We start from the raw sequence: 17,634 nt of genomic DNA, 5'->3' as shown, positions 1-17,634 counted from the left end.
CCGTACAGCATGCGACCCGGTGCTGATCAGAAGATCAGCACCGGGTCAGAAAAGCAGCAGAACTATCGGACGGACCTCAGAGCAGGCGACCCAGGTTCAAGAGAACCGTCTCGCCCGTCGAGTCGTCGAGGCCGTCGTTGTCGGTCACGGCGTAGGTGCGACCGTCGCCGGCCACCGCCAAGCCCTCGACCTTGTCCTGAACCCAGCCGCCACCGGCCTGCAGCAGCGGCAGCAGGTCCTTGCGCAGCTTCTTGGCGACAACCGGGACATCCGTACCCGTCCACGCCGCCGGGACGTCGAACGTGTAGATCTTCTTGACCGCGGCCAGCGTGCCCCGCTGGTTGTCGCGCTCGATCACTGCGAACGTGTTCGCGTCGACAGCCACCAGCTCGGACAGGCCGACCCAACCCGTCGGGGCGGTGTCGAGCGGGTACAGCAGCCACGACCAGGTCTTGGTCACTGTGTCGTATCGGCCGATCCGGGCCGTGTTCGCCGGGTCGCCCTTGATGGCGCGCTGGACGGCCACCCAGACGTATTTGCCCACCTCGGCAACACCTTCGAGGCCGTTGCTGGTGATCGCGGCGGCCACGTCGGCGGAGAGCGGAATCTCCTCCTGCACCTGTCCGAGCTTGTTCAGCCGGACGATCAAGTTCGGCCCGGAAGACGAACCCTCGACGGAGAGCCAGTAACCGCCCTGCTTGCGAGCGACGATGCCCTCGGCGTCATATCCGACGGGCGCGCCGTCCTTGGTGACGGTGAGCTGCTTGGAGATGACGCCGTCGGTCGACAGCGTCAGGATCCGGGTCGGGGTGTAGACCGAGTCGGTCACCGACACGAGCTTGTCACGGCTGCCCGGCACCGGGGAGAGCGCGGAAAGCGCACCCCACGGAATCGGATTCCGGGAAGCACCTGAAGAAACCGACGACACCTGCGTGTCCGATCCCGGCACGCCCAGCTTGAAGATCTGGATGCCGCCGCGGATGCCGATCGACGGGTCCTCCTCCTCGCTGGAGACGACGACCAGGCCGCGGGACGGCACGGCGACGACACCCTCGGGGGCGTTCGTGGTCGGCATCAGCTGCTTGAACTTCGGGGCGGACGGCTTGGAGACGTCGTACGCCGCGGTGAAGTTGCCCCGCTCCGAGTTCACGAAGATGTACGGAACGCCGCCCATCCGGGCGAACGCCACATTCTCCACCTCGATACCCTTGGCGTCCGAGCGCTTGTCCGGGTACTGGCCGTGCTCGACGGCGATGTGCTCCAGCGTGTTGCCGGCATCCCAGACGACAGTGCCGGTCTTCTTGCTGAAGATCGTCCAGCCGCGCGAGCCGCCCTCGTAGTCGCCCTCGTTCGCGGTGGCGAAGAGGTCGTCGTTGATCCAGGCGACGCCGTCCGGCTCCCGCTTCGCGGTGATCGAGCCGTCGAGCGAGATGTTGTCGTCGTCCAGAACATCGACACCGTCAACCGTGACGGTTCCCGCGGAAAAATCAGAAACGACCTTTTTGGTACGCAGGGAGACCACCGCGAGATGGTTGTTCTCCTGCAGAGACACGACGGCCTCGTCACGCGAGTTGATGCTGACGTACTCGGGCTCCGGGTCGGTCGGCGCAACCGCCGAGAGACCTTCCAGCGAGACCTTGGTGACCTTCCAGGTCGCCACGTCGATCACGGAGAGCCAGCCGGCCGGCGCCTGCGGGATCGCGCCGTCGTTGACGTCCTCGTCGCGCTCGTTCTCGATCGCGACGGCGATGTACCGGCCGCTCGGGGCGACGGCGACCGAGTCGGGCTGTCCGCCCAGGTCGATTTCCCGGACCACGGCCCGGGACGACGAGTCGATCACCACGAGCTTGCCGGACGGGTCGGTGAAGCTGGTCCGGGTGTTGACACCGGCCAGCAGCAGACGGCCCAGGTGGGCGACCGAGGTGGGCTCGCCGCCGACGGCAAGCGTGCCCGCCGGGACCGGGCGCGACGGGTTGCTGATGTCGACGAAGCCGAGGCGCTTGCCGGGGCTGTCGGTGTAGACGACCGTGCGGCCGTCCTCGGTGACGGTCGAGATCTCGGCAGCCGCCGTGTCGTCGATCGACGAGTTCAGGTATGCGGGGAACGTGGAAAGGCGCTGGAATGTGTTGGCATAACCGTGCGCGGCCGCCGCGGTGGGCACGCTGCCGACGGCAGCCAAGGCCACGACGGAGACAACCGCCGAGGTGGTACGGCGAATGGACATGGCCTCTGACTACGCGATGATCTTGTCCGTCGCATGGACTTCAGGCGAACTGTGGGTGCGCAGGGGTGTCCAGAAGAGCAGAGCCAGGCTGAACCAGACATAAATGTTTCCGCCGAGCAGCTCCAGGGGTGGCCGGGGCCGTTTCTCCCAGAGCCAGGTCAGGTGCGAGGTCATCAGCACATACCCCGAAATACCGAGGTACGGGCGTCCCATCTCCACACATCGCACCAACGCCGGAATCAACCAGACACAGTGGTGGATCCAGGTGACCGGGCTGATCAGGCACCCCAGGACACCAGTCAGGGCGAGCCCGCCCACGACATCGTCCGGCGCGCGGAAGACCCGCCATCCCCAGGCCGCCAGCGTCGCCACGACGCAGACCAGCCAGACCCGGGACTCCACCGTCTCGATCGGCAGACGCGCGAGCAGACCCCGTTCGGACTGGTTCGACAGGTAATACAGCAGCCCGACCCGGTTGGTGTCCCAGAGCGCCGACGTCCAGAACTCCCGGGACTGATCCGGGAAGAGCGCCCCGGCCAGCAGCGTCGCTGCCGCCGCCGAGCCGATCGACGTGGCGAGAGCACGCCAGCGCCGGGTGACCAGCAGATAGAGGATGAAGACGCCGGGCGTCAGCTTGATCGCCACCGCCAGTCCGATACCGACACCGGCCCACTTCCGGCCGCGGGCCACGCCGAAGAGCATGTCCGCGGTGACGAGGGCGAGCAGCAGGGTGTTGACCTGACCGAAGGTGATCGTCTCGCGGACCGGTTCGAAGAGGAGCGCCAGCAACACGGCGACCACCAACGCGTAGCGGAACGGCCAGCGCCGACGCCGGATGTACGGGCCGGCCAGCCACCACACCAACGCCGCCGTCGTCGCCATCGTCGCCACGCTCGCGACCGCCGCCACCAGCCACAACGGCAGATATGCCATCGGCGACATCACCAGACCGGCGAACGGCGGATAGGTGAATCCGTACGGCGTACCCGGTCGCAGGAAGTCGTAGACCATCCCGCCGTCACGGAACCAGTACTGAACCGCCCCGTAATAGACCTTCGAGTCGAAGTACTCGTTACGGAGACCGGTGAGGACGATCGCCCCCATCGTGAGCAGCGCCAGGCCGACGAGTGTGCTGATTCGCTTCATGCAGGACTTTCCACGCTAGACAGCCGGCGAGCACGGTCATGCCGACGGCACCCTGCGTCTTCGTGACGAGGGCCAGGTTGTATCCGTCCGGCAGGCAGAGCGCCGCGGCCACCGCGAACGGGGCGACCAGCCACAGGGTCTCCTTACGCACGGTCGCGGCGAGCACGGCCAGGGGCCAGAGGGCGTACCACGGATGAAAAACCGGAGCGAGCAGCACGGTGGCGGCCAGGGCAAGGCCCGCATAGTGCACAGCTTGCTCGAAACGCGCAAAAGCGCGCACCCAGAGGACCACCAGCACCACGGCCAGGGTGATCATTCCCAGCACCCGGGTGACCGGCACGGCGCTCGGCACCCCGAGCACTTCCAGGGTCAGGCCCACCGCGGTCGGCAGCGCGGTCCACTGCACCGAGATGCCGCTTCCGGACAGGCCGGTCACCCAGCCGAGCCCGAGACCGGCACCGAGCGAGACAGTCGCCAGTGTGCCCAGCGCCGCGAAACCGAATAGCACAGTCGCACGCCACCAGGGCTTCGGCAGGAGCAGCAGAGCGAACGGCAGCACCACCACGGCGGTCGCCTTCACACCGACGGCCAGGCCGAGCAGCACACCTGCCGCGATCATTCGCGGCCAGGTGACGGCGGCTTGGGCCACCGCCAGACCGGCCACCAGCAGGGCGACCATGACCGCGTCATTGTGCGCGCCGGAAACCAGGTGAATGGGCACGAGCGGACATGCGAGGAACAGCCACACCGCCCGTTGCGGCGGCACACCGGCGCGCCGCGCCAGCATCGGCAGGCACCAGCCGATCACCACGACACTCAGGACCGCGATCAGCCGCAGCATCGCGACGGTCCCGCCGAGCGAGCCGCCCACCGAGGCGGCAAACGCCGCCAGCACCAGGAACACCGGACCGTAAGGCGCCGGGGCGTCACTCCAGGTAGGCGAGACGGCGTCGGCCCAGGGACACCCCAAAAGATCAACCCCGCCGGAGTACGGGTCGAGGCCCGCCGCCTGCTGCCAACCCTGACATGCGTACGAGTAGACGTCGTAACTGGCCAGCGGAAGGACCGGCAGCAGCGGCACCGCCCAGAGCGCAGCCGTCAGATAGGCCCAGCGCAACGACGGCACATCCCGCCGGCCCGACCACCACGCGCCGATCAGCAGCACGGTGCCGACCAGCCAGCTGACCGGGAGCAGCACACCGTTGTCACCGGAGAAGATCGTGCCCGGTGTCACGTTGGGTTTCCACGGGCTGGAGGCGCCGCCGAGCCAGGCGGCCACCGCCAGCAGCAGACTGCCTGCCAGCCCCGTGTATCGGACGAGGGACGGACGGGGCATGGCGACGACCCTACCGTGACAGGCTGCTACCTCCGGGAAACCGGTAGGGTCGGCGGGATGTGGGCCCGGCACCGGCTGGAATGGATCACCGCGCTGGGAGCGGCGATCCTCGGCGGCATCTACCTTCTGCTGCCCCGGATGGGCTCCGACCTCGCCGCTCAGGTGGCCCGCGCGGACTTCTTCGCCGGGCACGGCCTCACCCCGGTCGACCTGAGCTGGTACGCCGGCGTCGAACAGTTCGGCTACAGCCTCGTGTCGCAGCCCGTGATGGCGCTGCTCGGCGTACGCGTCACCGGCGTGCTTTCCCTCGTCGCCGGATCCGTGCTGCTCGCGGTGCTCTTCCGCCGGACCGCAGCAGCCGGAACCTCAGCAGCCCCGACCGCAGCAGCCCCGACCGCAGCAGCCCGGGCCGAAAAAGCCCGAACGGGAGCAGCTCGGCCCTGGCTCGGCGCGGTCTTCGGCACGGTCGCGTTCGCCGGCAACCTGATCAGCGGCCGTGTCACGTACGGTCTCGGTGTTTGTTTCGGCATCGCCGCACTGGTCCTGCTCACCGTGCCGCGGTGGCGCAACCTCGCCGCGGCCGCCGCCTTCCTCGCGTCCGCGACCAGCCCGGTCGCCGGCCTCTTCACCGGCCTCGCCGGCGCGGCCCTTCTGCTGACCGGCAACCGGCCAACGCCAGCCGAAAACTCACCGGCGCCGGTCGGAAGCTCACCGGCGCCAGCCGGAAACTCGCCGGCGCCGGCCGAAGGAGCGCCGGGCCTGCGCCGGTGGGACGGGCTTCTTCTCGCCGTCCCGGCTGCCGTGCCGCTCGCTTTGACCGCGCTGCTCTTCGGCGACGGCGGCTGGATGAACATCAGCCGGACGGACACCGTACGTGCGGTCGTGACCGGCCTGGTCGTGGCCGTTTTCGTGCCGATTCGCGCGGTGCGTGCCGGAGCGCTGATGTCATCGGCGGGGGTGCTCGCGGCCGCGTTGATCCACACTCCGGTCGGGCTCAACGCGACCAGGCTCGCCGTGATGTTCGGACTGCCGATCTTGGCGGCTTACGGTGCGTCGTTCCCGCGTACCAACAAAAAGCGGGACCGGATCGCCGGGATCGCGCTGCTCGCGGTTTTGATCTGGTGGCAGCCGCCAGTGGTGATCGACGACGTGCGCGACATCGGCAACCCAGCGTCCGATCCGGCCTATTTTCAACCGCTTCGCGACCGGCTCGCCGCCGAGAAACTGACCGGGCGCGTCGAGATCCCGCCGACCCGTGCCTACTGGGAAGCGGCCTCGATGGGCGACGTCCCGCTGGCGCGCGGCTGGCTGCGGCAGGCCGATATTGATCGGAACCCGCTCTTCTTCACGACAGTGCCCGGCGCATCCGGCACCGGCGTCGAGCTGACCGCCGACAGCTACCGCGCCTGGCTCGACGAACAGGCCGTCCAATTCGTCGCGGTGCCCGACGTCACGCTCGCCTGGCCTGGAAGATCCGAAGCCCAGCTGGTGACCAGCGGATTGCCTTACCTCACCCTGATCTGGTCGCATTCCCACTGGCATCTGTACGCCGTAACGAACCCCCGCCCGATCGCCCCCAACCTGGTCCACCAGGACGCGGCATCGGTGATCTTCGACGCCTCAAGCGCGGGCCGGGTGGACGTGCGCGTCCGTTACCACCGCTGGCTGACCGTTTCTGACGGCGCAACGGTGAGCGCCGCCGGCGACTGGACCCGGGTGAACGTCCCGGCCCCCGGCCGCTACACACTCACCAGCAGCCTGCGCTAACGAGCGGCCTTACGCCTTTCGCGCTGCTCCCTGGTGAAGCGCTTGCGGTTTTCCAGGTCGCGTTTCCACTGCTCGCGGGCATGCTCGTCGCAGCCCTGCACGGCGCCCTTGGTCTGCGCCGGGCCGATCAGGGACCGGAACACCCAGTCGTCGAACGTCTGGTGGAACCAGTTCGAGAACTTCGACATGGTGATCGCCTCCGATGCTTTGCGGGCCAATGGTTGGTACACCAACTATTGGTAGACTAACGGCTGACCTGAGGAGACACGAACTGTGAGTGATCCAGACCACTCCGAGACCGACCCGCTGGCTCTTGAGCAGCAGGTCTGTTTCGCCATGTCGGTGGCCGCCCGCAGTGTTGTGGCGATCTACCGCCCGCTCCTGGAGCCGATGGGCCTGACCCACCCTCAGTACTTGGTGATGCTCGCCCTCTGGCAGCACGCTCCGCTCTCCGTGCGCCGGCTCAGCGAGCTGCTGCAACTCGACCCGGGCACGCTGTCGCCATTGCTGAAACGGCTCGAGGCGATCGGTTATCTGCGGCGCGAGCGGGATCCCGCCGACGAGCGCAGTCTCGCGATCACGCTGACCGAGCGGGGTCGGGCGCTGCGATCCGACGCGGAGCGCATTCCGCCGGCCGTGGTGGAACGGCTCGGCATGCCACTCGAAGAATTGAGAAGTGTTCACGCCGCACTGACTCGGGTAATCGCTGCCGCCACGCACTGAGACCGTCTCGCGAATCGGCTACTAATCCGTCACCCGTATCGGTTGATCGGTGGAAACGTCACCCTTAGCGGCCTATCGCCATCCTCTGCGGCGCGATTCACTGAATTCCCGGAAAATTCCCGTTGTCCTGGGATCCGGCGAGGATGACGGGAGTCGACCAGCCGATGTGGATCTGCGGCAGCTGTGGCGAGACGAACGACGGCGATCCGAGCGCGTGCCAGGCGTGCGGCCGACCGTCCCGGAGCACCGAGCCAACCCGATGGGACGCGTTACCGCCGAGGCCGCAACGAACGGAACCCCGGCATGCGGAGCCGACCAAAAGGAACGAGCTCCCGGAGCGCTGGGAGCCGAGAAACGCCCGCAATGCGCCCCCTTCGGTAGCCGGCCGGACCTGGCCGCCGCCACCCGAAACGCTGCCGCCTGAAGCCCGCGAAGGCCGAGAGGCCCCAGAAAACCGCGAAGCCCGCGAAACCCATGAAACCCATGAAAAGCAGGCACCCGGAACACCGAGGACCACGTGGATCCCGGAACCCGCCGACCCCGCCGACGACGACGAGCCGTCGAGCCGCCGGCTGGTCCCCGCCGTACCGATCGTCGTCCTCGTCGCGGCCCTCGCGGCCGCCGCGATCCTCGGTGGACCTCGCCTGATGGATTCCACCGACAAGCAGGACAAGAGAACGAGCAGCAACGCACCGCCGCAGACCGCACCGCCGCCGCCGGCCCGCGAAGAAAAGGTCATCGAGCCGAAAAGGCTGGTCACGGTAGCCGACGACGTGGCACACGAACGCGCCCCCGAGGTCGCCGCGATGCTGGAAACCTATTTCACCGGCATCAACGCGAAGGATTACGCCAAGGTGGCCGAAGTCCTGGACCCGGCCGGCGAACTCGACCCGGACGACCCCGAACAGATGGCCCGGTTCACCGACGGCACGGCCACCGCGAAGGACTCGGACGTGGTGCTGCGCGAACTGACCGACCTGGGTCCCGGGCGGCTGGGCGCGGACGTGACCTTCACCAGCGAGCAGGACCCCGGCGACGGCCCGGACGACCGCCTGGACGAGACATGCACCGACTGGCGAGTGAGCTACACGATCACCAAGAAGGATGCTTACCGGATCTTCAACGGCGAGGGCACGTCGAGCCCTTGTTGACGAGGCTCAGGACTCCAGCACCCGCTCCATCGCCGCCCGGGACCGCCTGGTCAGCCGCAGATATCTGTCGACGAACTCACCCGGATCGCCGCCGCCCAGAAGGAGCACCGCGCCCGCCAGCTCGACCCCGTGCCGGGGCAACTGGTCGGTGGGCCGGCCGCGGACCAGCGTGAGCGCGTTACGCACCTGGGCCGCGAGGGTCCACCCGGCCGTCATCGCGGACGCGTCCGACGAGTCGACCAGACCGGCCCGGCACTCCGCGTCCAGCGCCTCCATGGTCCGGGTCTTGCGCAGTTCCGGTTCGGCGTGCGCGTGCCGCAGCTGGAGCAGCTGGACGGCCCATTCGACGTCGGCGAGGCCGCCCCGGCCCAGTTTCGTGTGCGTGTTCGGGTCGGCGCCGCGCGGCATCCGCTCGGTCTCGACCCGCGCCTTGATCCGGCGGATCTCGATGACCTGCTCACGGCTGAGGCCGCCGGACGGGTAGCGAACCCCGTCGGCGAGCTGCTCGAACTCAGCGCCGAGCGACGTGTCGCCGCAGACGAAGCGGGCCCGCAGCAGCGCCTGGGCCTCCCAGACCTTCGACCAGCGGGCGTAGTACTGCTCGTACGCCTGAAGGCTGCGAACCAGTGGACCCTGACGGCCTTCGGGGCGCAGGTCCGCGTCGACGCCGAGGGCCGGGTCGGGCGCCGGCGTCTGCAGCAACCGGCGCAGCTCCTCGGCGATGCCCCGGGCCGCCGTGCTGGACTCGCCCTCCGGGGTGCCGGGCGGCGCGGTGTGCACGAAGAGCACGTCGGCGTCGGAGGGGTAGCTCATCTCGTACCCGCCGAGCCGGCCCATCCCGATGATCGCGAAACGGAAGCCGGCCGGGCCCGGTTTGGTACGCCGGACGATCCGCAACGCGGCGCCGAGCGTGGCATCGGTGACGTCGGAGAGGGCCATCCCGATGGTGTCGACGTCGAGCGGGCGTTCCGGGGCGAGCTCCTCGTCCTGGCTGAGGATGTCGGCGCAGGCGATCCGGAACAGTTCCCGGCGGCGCAGGGCGCGGACCGCGCTGATCGCCTGGACCGGGTCGGTGGCGTGCCGATCGCCGGCCGCGGCGAACCCGTCGAGCAGCGCCTGCCGTGGCCGGGGCAGCAGCTCGTCGTCGTCGGCGAGCAGCCGGAGCGCTTCCGGATCACGGGTGAGCAGGTCGGAGGCGTACCGGGAGAGGCTGAGCACCCGGGCCAGGCGCCGGGCAACCGGGCCGCCGTCGCGCAGCAGGCGCAAATACCAGGGTGTGCTGCCCAGCTTGTCGGAGACCTGGCGGTAACTGAGCAGGCCACGGTCGGGTTCCGGGGCGTCGGCGAAGTCCTGGAGCAGCATCGGCAGCAGGGTCCGCTGGATCGCTGCGGTCCTGGTCACGCCGCCGGTGAGCGCCTCCAGGTGCCGCACGGCGCCGGCCGGGTCGGCGAAACCGAGGATCTCCAGGCGTTTGCGGGCCGATTCCGGGGTCATCCGCAGCTCTTCGGTGGGCACCCGGGCGACGGCTTCGAGCAGCGGCTGGTAGAGCAGTTTCACGTGCAGGCGGCGGACGTTGGCGGCGTGGCCGACCCAGTCGGACCGGAACGCCTGGACCGCGTCGCGCCCGGGCAGTGCGGTGTATCCCAGAGCTGCCGCCAGCCAGCGCAGACCGGCCGGATCGTCGGGCACGGTGTGCGTACGCTTGAGGTTTTGAAGTTGCAGCCGGTGTTCGACACCGCGCAGGAACCGGTACCCGCGGAGCAACGTCTCGCCGTCCTGCCGGCCGACGTAACCGCCGGTCACCAGGGCGCGCAGCGCCGGGAGCGTGCCGGGAGCGCGCAGCGTCTCGTCGATGCGCCCGTGCACCAGCTGGAGCAGCTGCACCGCGAACTCGATGTCGCGCAGCCCGCCCGGACCACGCTTGATCTCGCGTTCGAGTTCTTTCGGCGGCACGTTGTCGATGATCTTGCGACGCATGTCGCGGACGTCGGCGACCGCTTCCGGACGCTCGGCCGCGTGCCACACCAGCGGTGCAAGATCGGCCAGCCAGTCCTGCGCGAGAGCCAGATCGCCGGCGGCCGGCCGCGCCTTGAGCAGCGCCTGGAACTCCCAGGTCCGCGCCCACCTGCGGTAATAGGCCTGGTGGCTGGCGAGGGTGCGTACCAGCGGGCCACGACTGCCCTCCGGGCGCAACGCGGCGTCCACCGGCCAGGCGACCAGGCCGCCGATCTCGATGAGCCGGGCCGCGACGGTGGTGCCGGCCGCCAGGTCCTCGTCACCGGCGGCCACGAAGATCACGTCGACGTCCGAGACGTAATTCAGCTCGTTGCCACCGCATTTGCCCATCGCGATCACCGCAAGCCGCGGCTCCGGCGTCCCGGCCGGCAAGCCGGCCACCGCTATCGCATAGGCCGCGGCCAGCGTCTCATCAGCCAGGCGGGACAGCGCGGCCATCGTCGGTTCAAGACCGCGACCCCCGGTCAGGTCCGCGGCCGCGATGCGCAAGAGCGAGATTCGGTACGCGGTCCGAAGCGCCGGAACAGTGGGAGGTCGATCGCCCATCGAGTCCTCAAGGGCAAGGCGTCCCTCCGCGTCCGGGGGAAGCCCGCTCTTGCCGGTCGCGAGGGTGCGCCACTCGTCGGGGTTGGCCACCAGGTGGTCGCCGAGCGCCGACGAGGCGCCGAGCACGGCCAGCAGCCGGCGTTTCAGGCCCTGGTCGCCGGATAGCTCGCCGAGCAGCTCCGCGGTGGCCGCGTTGTGCACGAAAACGCTGCCCGGACCGGTTGCCCGGGCGCCGTTGCTGCGCTCGGCGGCCCGGCTCACCGACTCGGCGAGGCGGTGCAGCTGGCGCAGAGCGAGGTTCGGGTCGGCGGTCTTGGAGAGCGCGTCGAGCAGGTCGGCGGCGGCCGCGTCGACCGGGCCCTGGGTCGTGGTGTCCCACAGCCGGAGCCCGTCCGCACCGAGCAGGTCGGTGGCACGGGCGCCGTTGTCGGCGAAGCCGTACCGGGCGAGCCGGCTGGGCCTGGTCATCACTGACCCAGAAGTGGCAGGGTCCGGCCGGTTCCGAGGTTCGGTATGTCGGCGTCCGGCAGGGTGCCCAGCGCCAGCGAGGCGAACCGCTGGGCGAACGGCTGCCAGACCTCCTCGACATCGGGCAGCGACTCGGCCGTGGCCAGCACCACCGACTCCGGGTCGTAACCCAGCTCGTCCAGGGTGGCAGCGTCGTCGCGGGCCCAGTTTTCGATCATCGGCACGTCACACTCGATGTGGAACTGGGTGCCCCAGGCCCGGTCGCCGATCCGGAACGCCTGGATCGGGAACCGGCTGGAGGCGGCGAGCAGCACCGCTGTCAGCGGCAGCTCGGTGATCTCGTCCCGGTGCCACTGGGTCACGTCGGGCAGCAGCGGCACCCACTTGAACAGCGGATCGGTGTCGGCCGCATCGCGTTTGCCGATCAGGCCGGGACCGATCTCGGGGCCGGAGGTGCTGCGTTCCACCCGGCCGCCGTGCGCGGCAGCAAGCAACTGGCCGCCGAGGCAGATCGCGAGGGTGGGCACCCGATAGCGCACCGCTTTGCGCAACAGCCCTTCCAGCGCCGGGAACCAGGGCGCGCCGGGCACGCCCGCCTCATCCGGGTACGCGTTCTGGTCGCCACCCAGCACGACCAGCGCCGCGAATCCGTCGAGTGTCCCGGGCAGCTCGTCGCCGGCGTGCGGGCGCAGCACGGTGAGCGGCAGACCGGCCTCGGTCAGCCAGTCACCCAGCCGGCCGAGGCCGTCGGACGGATCGTTTTCGATGACGAGCGCAGCAGTCCCCACGCCGTCGAGGCTAGTCGCTCCGGCGGGCCAGGACCGCATCAGCGGCAGGTGCGGTGTCCGGTGCGATTTCGACAGCCGGCCTTGTCCGGGCGGCAGGCACGGTCGTGGTGGTGCCACCACGCGGGCGGTCCACCCCGACGAGCCAGCCGGACAGGCCCGGAACGCGGCTCAGCGTGTACGCGATCGACCAGGACAGGACCACAAGTGCGGTGTAGAAGAACGGCATCCGCAGGTCGGTCCAGGTGGACAGTCCCCAGATGATCGCCGGGTGAATCAGCACAACGACCAGGCCGCTCTGCGCCACCGCGATCACGACCCGCTGGATCGCGGCCGGCACGGCCGGCGTCAGCACCTCGGCGACCAGCACCAGGCCGGCGCCGATCAGCACCGCCACCAGCACGCCGAGCACCGGTGTGCCGAGCCGGGCGTACTTCATGTCGACGGTCTCGGCGAGCCCGGTGGCCACCAGGGCGGCGCCGGCCGCGATCGCGAGCAGGCCGGTCACCAGCGGCATCGGGATGCGCTCGCGGAAACGCTTGAGCTCCTGGCCGACCAGGATGAAGAACAGCGACGGCAGGGCCAGGCCGATCCAGAGCGGCAGCGAGGACAGCGACTTGCCGTTCAGATAGCCGGCGACCAGGCCGAGCAGGGCGAGCGCCCAGGCGGCGGCGCGCGGCGCGGGTTCCAGCAGCCGGGCCAGAATCGCGGCGAAGAAGAGCGCGGCCAGGAACCAGAACGTGGTGAAGAGACGGTTCGCGCCGACCAGGGTCAGTGTGCGGCGTACCTGGTCGACGAGTTCGTACTCGTTCAGGATCAGGCAGCCGATCACCAGGAACGGCACGCCGAGCAGCGCCAGCCAGGTGACGTACGGCCGGCCGATGCTGAGCCAGCGCCGGTTGATCTCGTCGCCGGCCGGACGCCCGTAACGCCACAGGTACCCGGTCAGCAGGAAGAAGACCGGGACGTGCCAGGCGTACACGGTGGGCGGGAGCCACGGCGGACGGTACGGCAGATGTCCTGCCAGGACAGCGAGGATGGCGAGCACCCGGATCGCATCGAGGGCAGCGGATCGGGGCGGCCGGGGGGAGCCAATCACCGGCGCCACTATAGCCGCAACCTGTGGTTGTCCTGTACACAACCTTTCGGTCGACCTTGATTCAATGGGGCATGCTCGCCGCGACGATCACCTCATTCGGCGGCCCGCATGTGTTCGCCCTGGACGAGGTGCACGAGCCGGTGCCCGGCCCGGACGCGGCGATCGTCGACGTGACGCTGGCCGGGGTGAACTACGCCGACGTCGCCCGCCGACGAGGCCTTTACGAGAAACCACAGCTCCCGGCGATCCTCGGCGCCGACGTCGTGGGCCACCTCCGCTCCGACGGCCGCCGCGTCGCCGCCCTGCTGCGCTCCGGCGGCGGGTACGCGCAGGTCGCGGCCCCCCTGAGGCGGTACGCCGTGGACGTCCCGCCCGGTGTCACCGACGAGCAGGCCTTGGCCGTGCTGGAGCAGGGGCTGACCGCCTGGCACAGCCTGCAGACCCTGGGACGGGTCAGCGGGGACGACCTGGTCGTGGTGACCGCCGGTGCCGGCGGGGTGGGCCACCTCGCGGTACAGCTGGCACGCTGGGCCGGCGCCCGGGTGGTCGCCCTCGCCTCGTCACCGGCGAAACGGGCGTACGCCGTCGAGCTGGGCGCGCACGCCGCCGTCGACTCCAATCACCCGGACCTGGGTACGGCCGTACGGCAGGCGCTGGGCGAGGCGCCGACACTGGTGCTGGACGGTGTGGGCGGCCGGACCTTCGAGCAGCTGCGGACGGCCCTCGCGCCGTTCGGCCGGGTGGTGACCTACGGCGAGGGCGGCAGCGGCGCCGTGGTCGCGGTGGACGACCTGATGACCGCGTCGACCGGGGTCCTCGGGTTCCGGCTGCAGCGGGTGCTCGACGACGAGGAGCTCTACCGTTCCGGCGCGGCCCGGCTGTTCCACCTGGCCGGGCGGGGCCTGCTGCGGGCCCGGATCGGCGGCCGGTACCCGCTCACCGCGGTGTCCCGCGCCCACGCCGACCTGGAGAGCCGCACCACCACCGGCAAGCTGGTCATCGACGTACGCAAACTGCACTGAGAGACGCGCTCAGGCGGGGGCACGTGATCGCCAGCCGGCCGCCCAAGCCGCCAGCCCGCGTGCCCGCCAGCACGAGCCGCCAGCCCGAGCCGCCAGCCCGCCCAAGCCGCCAGCCCGCGTGCCCGCCAGCACGAGCCGCCAGCCCGAGCCGCCAGCCCGAGCCGACTTGCGCTCGATCTTGTGGAATTCGCCGTCGCCGGGGCCACCCAAGTCAACAAGATCGACAACCGCGCGACAGGACGACAGGACGAGCCGCCAATCACCAGATCTCGAGCGATCCTGCACGGGGGTGGATCAGGTCGCACCTAACGCCACCGTGTGCCCGAGTCCACGCCCTGGCCGTGATGAAGTCACACCGACTGCAACCGTGCGACCCCATCTACGCCCCACCGAACATCCGTGCGCCCCCGTCCCCGTCGCGTCCCCGTCCCGTCGCGTCCCCGCGCCACGCCCACGCCCCACGCGCCACGCGCCACGCCCCACGCGCCACGCCCCACGTAGCTCCGAGCACACGGTGGGCCTTCATCTCGCTTCTCCGCGCCACCAGGTGATCAGGCGGCTCAGCGCGCCGCATCGGCATGCTGACATGGCGAACTTGAGGGCGCCGTGGCCACAAACCCCGTGGTCACGGCCGTGGTTCGGCGAGAGGGTGCGCGCTGGGCGCCAGCCGGCCCGGCCGGTCCTCAGCGCTGTGAAGTCGGCTGCGGGACAGCGCTGCGAGCCAGTTCGCGTCATCCGGCTGGCTCCCAGTGCTGTCACACTGTCCGCGTCGACTGTCCGCGTCGACTGTGCGCATCGACTGTGCGCGTCACACGGCCCCCGAGACAGCACACAACCAGCGGACGTGCTGAAAACTGGCTGAAAAACTGCTGTTTTAAGCTCCCCGCCATGACAGTGCAGCAGGAGACGCCCGGTATTCGGGTGTCCACGCTCGAACTCTTCTTCGACCTGGTGTTCGTCTTCACCGTCATGCAGCTGAGCGAGACTCTTGCCGACGATTTGACACCGCACGGGCTGCTCCGCGTCCTGTTGATTTTGGCCGTGCTCTGGTGGATGTACTCCGGGTACGCGTGGCTCACCAACGCGGTCGGCCCGATCACCACGACCCGGCGGACGCTGCTGCTCGCCGGGATGTCCGGCTTCCTGGTGATGGCGATCGCCATCCCGGAGACGTTCGGCGAGTACGGCTGGATCTTCGGGATCGCCTACGTCGTGGTGACCGGCGTGCACTCGGTCCTGTTCCTGCGGGCCGGCCCGAACGCCGTACGCATGCTGCGGCTCCTCGCCCCGATGAACCTGCTCGCCGCCCTGCTGGTGCTGGTCGGCGGTCTGCTGCCGGAGCCGTACCGGCTGGCCTGCTGGATCGCGGCGCCGCTCGTGCAGATCGCCACCGGGTACGCGCACCGGCTGGAGATGCACTCGCTCGCGGGCGGGCACTTCGTCGAGCGGCACAGCCTCGTCATGATCATCGCGATCGGCGAGTCGATCATCGCGATCGGGCTGGGGTTCCGTGAGGTGCCGCTGGACGGCGGGGCGATCCTGGTCGCGGTGCTCGGGCTCTGCATCGCGTACTACCTGTGGTGGTGTTACTTCGCCGGTGACGATCGGCGCTCCGAGCGGGTGCTCGCCGGGTGCGTCGACCCGCGCCGCCGGGGCCGGCTCGCGCTGAACGCATGGGGCTGGGGACACGTGCCGATGCTGCTCGGCATCGTGGTGACCGCGGTCGGGATCAAGAAGACCGTCGGGTACGCGTTCGAGCCGATGCACTGGGGAACGGCGCTGGCGCTCAGTGGTGGCGTGGCGCTCTATCTCGTCGGGCACGCCGGTTACCTGCGGATGCTCGGGCTGCCGGGCATCGGTTACCGGCTCGTGGTCGCTGCCTCGGTGCTCGCCGTGATCCCGCTCGGGCACTGGGTGGCGGTGGCGCAGCTGGCGGCGATTCCGATCATCATGTCGGCCGGCGCGATCGCCGAGGACCTGCCTCGGGTGCGGCGGCTCGGGATGGTGGCCGCTATCGGGGATTTCGGGCGGACCGAAAGTGTCCCGGAGTGAAGCCACCGGCCAGGGTCCCGCAATGCCTTTGCATGCGGGGCCCCGGCCGTTGTTGCTCTTGTGCGTGAGGCTTAGGGCGTACTGAAAAAGATTTCAGGAGATGCAGGCGCAGACGATCAAGGCGGCGCCGAAGTGCGAGGCCGCGCTGACGAGTGCGCCGCCGTGGCGATCCGGGGTGCAGATGACCTCGCCGAGCTTGCCGGGAGTCATCCAGTCGAGGACCAGGAATGCCAGGCCCATGATGCCGATCCCCAGCAGACCGAAAATGACCGTCGAGGCCAGGCCCTGCCCGAATGAGTCGTAACTGGTGAAGATGGCGGTGAAAACGATCGCCGCGATGCCGAGCTGGTTCGCCGCCAGCAGCAACGATGCGTTCGGGTTGCGTTCCACCCAGATCAGGTCCCGCAGCTTGCCGGGGGTCAGCAGATCGATCAACAGATAGCCGACGGCCATGAGGCCGATCCCGACCAGCCCGAAAACGATGCTGCGCCCGGCGCCCTCAAGCAGGTCTTCCAGCACGGCCTCTCCCTTGTCGCACGATGTCAGCACCCGACCGTATCGGAGACGATCTACCGCGTCCTCAAGCGCGTCCGAATTGTTGTCGCCCCAGTTCTGTGACAGATTCTCGCGTCGCGGCGCTGTAACTACGGGAGGTCGCCTGTTTGGCGTCGCCCGCAGTGCTGTAACGGGGAGAGGCGCGGAGGTCGCATGCTGGCACCGGAGGAGCTCGACGCGGTCGTGCGCGCTGCGCAGACCGGCGACGAGAACGCGTTCCGGCAGCTCTACCGCCTGCAGCAACCGGCTCTGCTCCGCTATCTGCGCGTGCTGGTCGGTGAGGACGCCGAGGATGTGGCGTCGGAGGCCTGGCTGCAGATCGCCCGCGACCTGCACTCGTTTCGCGGTGACGGCGACGGGTTTCGCGGCTGGACCGCCACGATCGCCCGGCATCGGGCCATGGATCTGCTGCGTGCCCAGCGCCGCCGTCCGCAGTCAGCCGGTCCCGCCGACGAGTACCTGAAAGAGATACGCGCGGACGACGACACCGCCGACCGCGCGCTGGAACTCGTCACCACCGATGCCGCGCTGGCGCTCATCGCGACGCTGCCGCAGGAGATGGCCGAGGCCGTGATGCTGCGAGTGGTGGTCGGCCTGGACGCCAAGAGCACCGGAAAGATCCTCGGCCGCCGTCCCGGAGCGGTACGGACCGCCGCCTATCGAGGCCTGCGTCTGCTCGCCCAGCGCGCCGCGGTGACACATTTTCCGGTACCGGCGCTGAAGGAGATGAGATGAGCAGCCCTG

The 17,634-nt window shown here is 69.5% G+C and carries 15 protein-coding genes; 6 read left to right on the top strand and 9 right to left on the bottom strand.

Going from position 1 to position 17,634, the window contains the following annotated elements:
* Positions 1 to 76: 76 nt before the first annotated feature.
* The 3 genes from ACQP2E_RS07055 to mptB are packed head-to-tail and all read right to left on the bottom strand — an operon-like array spanning position 77 to position 4,706.
* A complete protein-coding gene (locus ACQP2E_RS07055) occupies positions 77 to 2,224 on the bottom strand; it encodes an esterase-like activity of phytase family protein (RefSeq protein ID WP_433829064.1) in 2,148 nt (715 codons plus the stop codon).
* Between the two features lie 9 nt (positions 2,225 to 2,233).
* On the bottom strand, positions 2,234 to 3,370 hold the full coding sequence (locus ACQP2E_RS07050) for a glycosyltransferase 87 family protein (protein WP_433829062.1): 1,137 nt from the start codon (positions 3,368 to 3,370) through the stop codon (positions 2,234 to 2,236).
* Positions 3,297 to 4,706 carry a polyprenol phosphomannose-dependent alpha 1,6 mannosyltransferase MptB gene (mptB, locus tag ACQP2E_RS07045; protein WP_433829060.1) on the bottom strand — a complete coding sequence of 470 codons (1,410 nt, stop codon included), beginning with the start codon at positions 4,704 to 4,706 and terminating at the stop codon, positions 3,297 to 3,299. The genes ACQP2E_RS07050 and mptB overlap by 74 nt, the downstream gene beginning before the upstream one ends.
* 57 nt (positions 4,707 to 4,763) lie before the next feature.
* On the opposite strand from mptB, the gene ACQP2E_RS07040 reads away from it, so the two are divergent.
* On the top strand, positions 4,764 to 6,473 hold the full coding sequence (locus ACQP2E_RS07040) for a hypothetical protein (protein ID WP_433829058.1): 1,710 nt from the start codon (positions 4,764 to 4,766) through the stop codon (positions 6,471 to 6,473).
* On the opposite strand, the gene ACQP2E_RS07035 is transcribed toward ACQP2E_RS07040, so the two are convergent.
* The gene (locus ACQP2E_RS07035; protein ID WP_433829056.1) at positions 6,470 to 6,703 is read right to left on the bottom strand and encodes a hypothetical protein; all 234 of its coding nucleotides are present in this window, start codon (positions 6,701 to 6,703) and stop codon (positions 6,470 to 6,472) included. The two genes, ACQP2E_RS07040 and ACQP2E_RS07035, sit on opposite strands and share 4 nt — an antisense overlap.
* Positions 6,704 to 6,809: 106 nt before the next feature.
* Here ACQP2E_RS07035 and ACQP2E_RS07030 point away from each other — a divergent pair, with 106 nt between their 5' ends.
* Positions 6,810 to 7,196 carry a MarR family winged helix-turn-helix transcriptional regulator gene (locus tag ACQP2E_RS07030; RefSeq protein ID WP_433833802.1) on the top strand — a complete coding sequence of 129 codons (387 nt, stop codon included), beginning with the start codon at positions 6,810 to 6,812 and terminating at the stop codon, positions 7,194 to 7,196.
* Positions 7,197 to 7,293: 97 nt separating this feature from the next.
* Here the strand turns inward: ACQP2E_RS07030 and ACQP2E_RS07025 are convergent, their stop codons facing one another.
* Positions 7,294 to 7,443, bottom strand: a complete 150-nt coding sequence (locus ACQP2E_RS07025) for a hypothetical protein (protein WP_433829054.1) — start codon at positions 7,441 to 7,443, stop codon at positions 7,294 to 7,296.
* 400 nt (positions 7,444 to 7,843) lie between these two features.
* Between ACQP2E_RS07025 and ACQP2E_RS07020 the strand changes: the two genes are divergently transcribed.
* The gene (locus ACQP2E_RS07020; RefSeq protein ID WP_433829052.1) at positions 7,844 to 8,347 is read left to right on the top strand and encodes a hypothetical protein; all 504 of its coding nucleotides are present in this window, start codon (positions 7,844 to 7,846) and stop codon (positions 8,345 to 8,347) included.
* 6 nt (positions 8,348 to 8,353) lie between these two features.
* Here the strand turns inward: ACQP2E_RS07020 and ACQP2E_RS07015 are convergent, their stop codons facing one another.
* Genes ACQP2E_RS07015 through ACQP2E_RS07005 form a run of 3 tightly spaced genes read right to left on the bottom strand, consistent with a single transcriptional unit; the run spans position 8,354 to position 13,261 of the window.
* Positions 8,354 to 11,377, bottom strand: a complete 3,024-nt coding sequence (locus tag ACQP2E_RS07015) for a bifunctional [glutamine synthetase] adenylyltransferase/[glutamine synthetase]-adenylyl-L-tyrosine phosphorylase (protein ID WP_433829050.1) — start codon at positions 11,375 to 11,377, stop codon at positions 8,354 to 8,356.
* On the bottom strand, positions 11,377 to 12,204 hold the full coding sequence (locus tag ACQP2E_RS07010; RefSeq protein ID WP_433829048.1) for a type 1 glutamine amidotransferase: 828 nt from the start codon (positions 12,202 to 12,204) through the stop codon (positions 11,377 to 11,379). The genes ACQP2E_RS07015 and ACQP2E_RS07010 overlap by 1 nt, the downstream gene beginning before the upstream one ends.
* Entirely contained in the window at positions 12,176 to 13,261 is a 1,086-nt protein-coding gene (locus ACQP2E_RS07005) for an acyltransferase family protein (protein ID WP_433829046.1), read from the bottom strand. Before ACQP2E_RS07005 ends, ACQP2E_RS07010 begins: the two co-directional genes overlap by 29 nt.
* A gap of 71 nt (positions 13,262 to 13,332) precedes the next feature.
* Between ACQP2E_RS07005 and ACQP2E_RS07000 the strand changes: the two genes are divergently transcribed.
* Both ACQP2E_RS07000 and ACQP2E_RS06995 read left to right on the top strand, forming a co-directional pair.
* Entirely contained in the window at positions 13,333 to 14,283 is a 951-nt protein-coding gene (locus ACQP2E_RS07000; protein ID WP_433829043.1) for a quinone oxidoreductase family protein, read from the top strand.
* An 888-nt stretch (positions 14,284 to 15,171) separates the two neighbouring features.
* Positions 15,172 to 16,335: a low temperature requirement protein A gene (locus ACQP2E_RS06995; RefSeq protein ID WP_433829041.1), complete on the top strand. Its 1,164-nt coding sequence runs from the start codon at positions 15,172 to 15,174 to the stop codon at positions 16,333 to 16,335.
* A gap of 93 nt (positions 16,336 to 16,428) precedes the next feature.
* On the opposite strand, the gene ACQP2E_RS06990 is transcribed toward ACQP2E_RS06995, so the two are convergent.
* Positions 16,429 to 16,854 carry a DUF350 domain-containing protein gene (locus ACQP2E_RS06990; protein WP_433829039.1) on the bottom strand — a complete coding sequence of 142 codons (426 nt, stop codon included), beginning with the start codon at positions 16,852 to 16,854 and terminating at the stop codon, positions 16,429 to 16,431.
* A gap of 189 nt (positions 16,855 to 17,043) precedes the next feature.
* Between ACQP2E_RS06990 and ACQP2E_RS06985 the strand changes: the two genes are divergently transcribed.
* A complete protein-coding gene (locus ACQP2E_RS06985; protein WP_433829037.1) occupies positions 17,044 to 17,625 on the top strand; it encodes an RNA polymerase sigma factor in 582 nt (193 codons plus the stop codon).
* Positions 17,626 to 17,634: the final 9 nt, after the last annotated feature.

Source organism: Actinoplanes sp. CA-015351 (assembly GCF_050955685.1).
Taxonomy (GTDB): domain Bacteria; phylum Actinomycetota; class Actinomycetes; order Mycobacteriales; family Micromonosporaceae; genus Actinoplanes.
This window is presented reverse-complemented; position numbering and strand designations above follow the sequence as displayed.

Excerpts from the sequence above, each read along its gene's own strand:
- ACQP2E_RS07055 (WP_433829064.1), bottom strand. The coding sequence starts at position 2,224 with ATGTCCATTCGCCGTACCACCTCGGCGGTTGTCTCCGTCGTGGCCTTG.
- ACQP2E_RS07050 (WP_433829062.1), bottom strand. The coding sequence starts at position 3,370 with ATGAAGCGAATCAGCACACTCGTCGGCCTGGCGCTGCTCACGATGGGG.
- mptB (WP_433829060.1), bottom strand. The coding sequence starts at position 4,706 with ATGCCCCGTCCGTCCCTCGTCCGATACACGGGGCTGGCAGGCAGTCTG.
- ACQP2E_RS07040 (WP_433829058.1), top strand. The coding sequence starts at position 4,764 with ATGTGGGCCCGGCACCGGCTGGAATGGATCACCGCGCTGGGAGCGGCG.
- ACQP2E_RS07030 (WP_433833802.1), top strand. The coding sequence starts at position 6,810 with ATGTCGGTGGCCGCCCGCAGTGTTGTGGCGATCTACCGCCCGCTCCTG.
- ACQP2E_RS07020 (WP_433829052.1), top strand. The coding sequence starts at position 7,844 with ATGGATTCCACCGACAAGCAGGACAAGAGAACGAGCAGCAACGCACCG.
- ACQP2E_RS07015 (WP_433829050.1), bottom strand. The coding sequence starts at position 11,377 with ATGACCAGGCCCAGCCGGCTCGCCCGGTACGGCTTCGCCGACAACGGC.
- ACQP2E_RS07010 (WP_433829048.1), bottom strand. The coding sequence starts at position 12,204 with ATGCGGTCCTGGCCCGCCGGAGCGACTAGCCTCGACGGCGTGGGGACT.
- ACQP2E_RS07000 (WP_433829043.1), top strand. The coding sequence starts at position 13,333 with ATGCTCGCCGCGACGATCACCTCATTCGGCGGCCCGCATGTGTTCGCC.
- ACQP2E_RS06995 (WP_433829041.1), top strand. The coding sequence starts at position 15,172 with ATGACAGTGCAGCAGGAGACGCCCGGTATTCGGGTGTCCACGCTCGAA.
- ACQP2E_RS06985 (WP_433829037.1), top strand. The coding sequence starts at position 17,044 with ATGCTGGCACCGGAGGAGCTCGACGCGGTCGTGCGCGCTGCGCAGACC.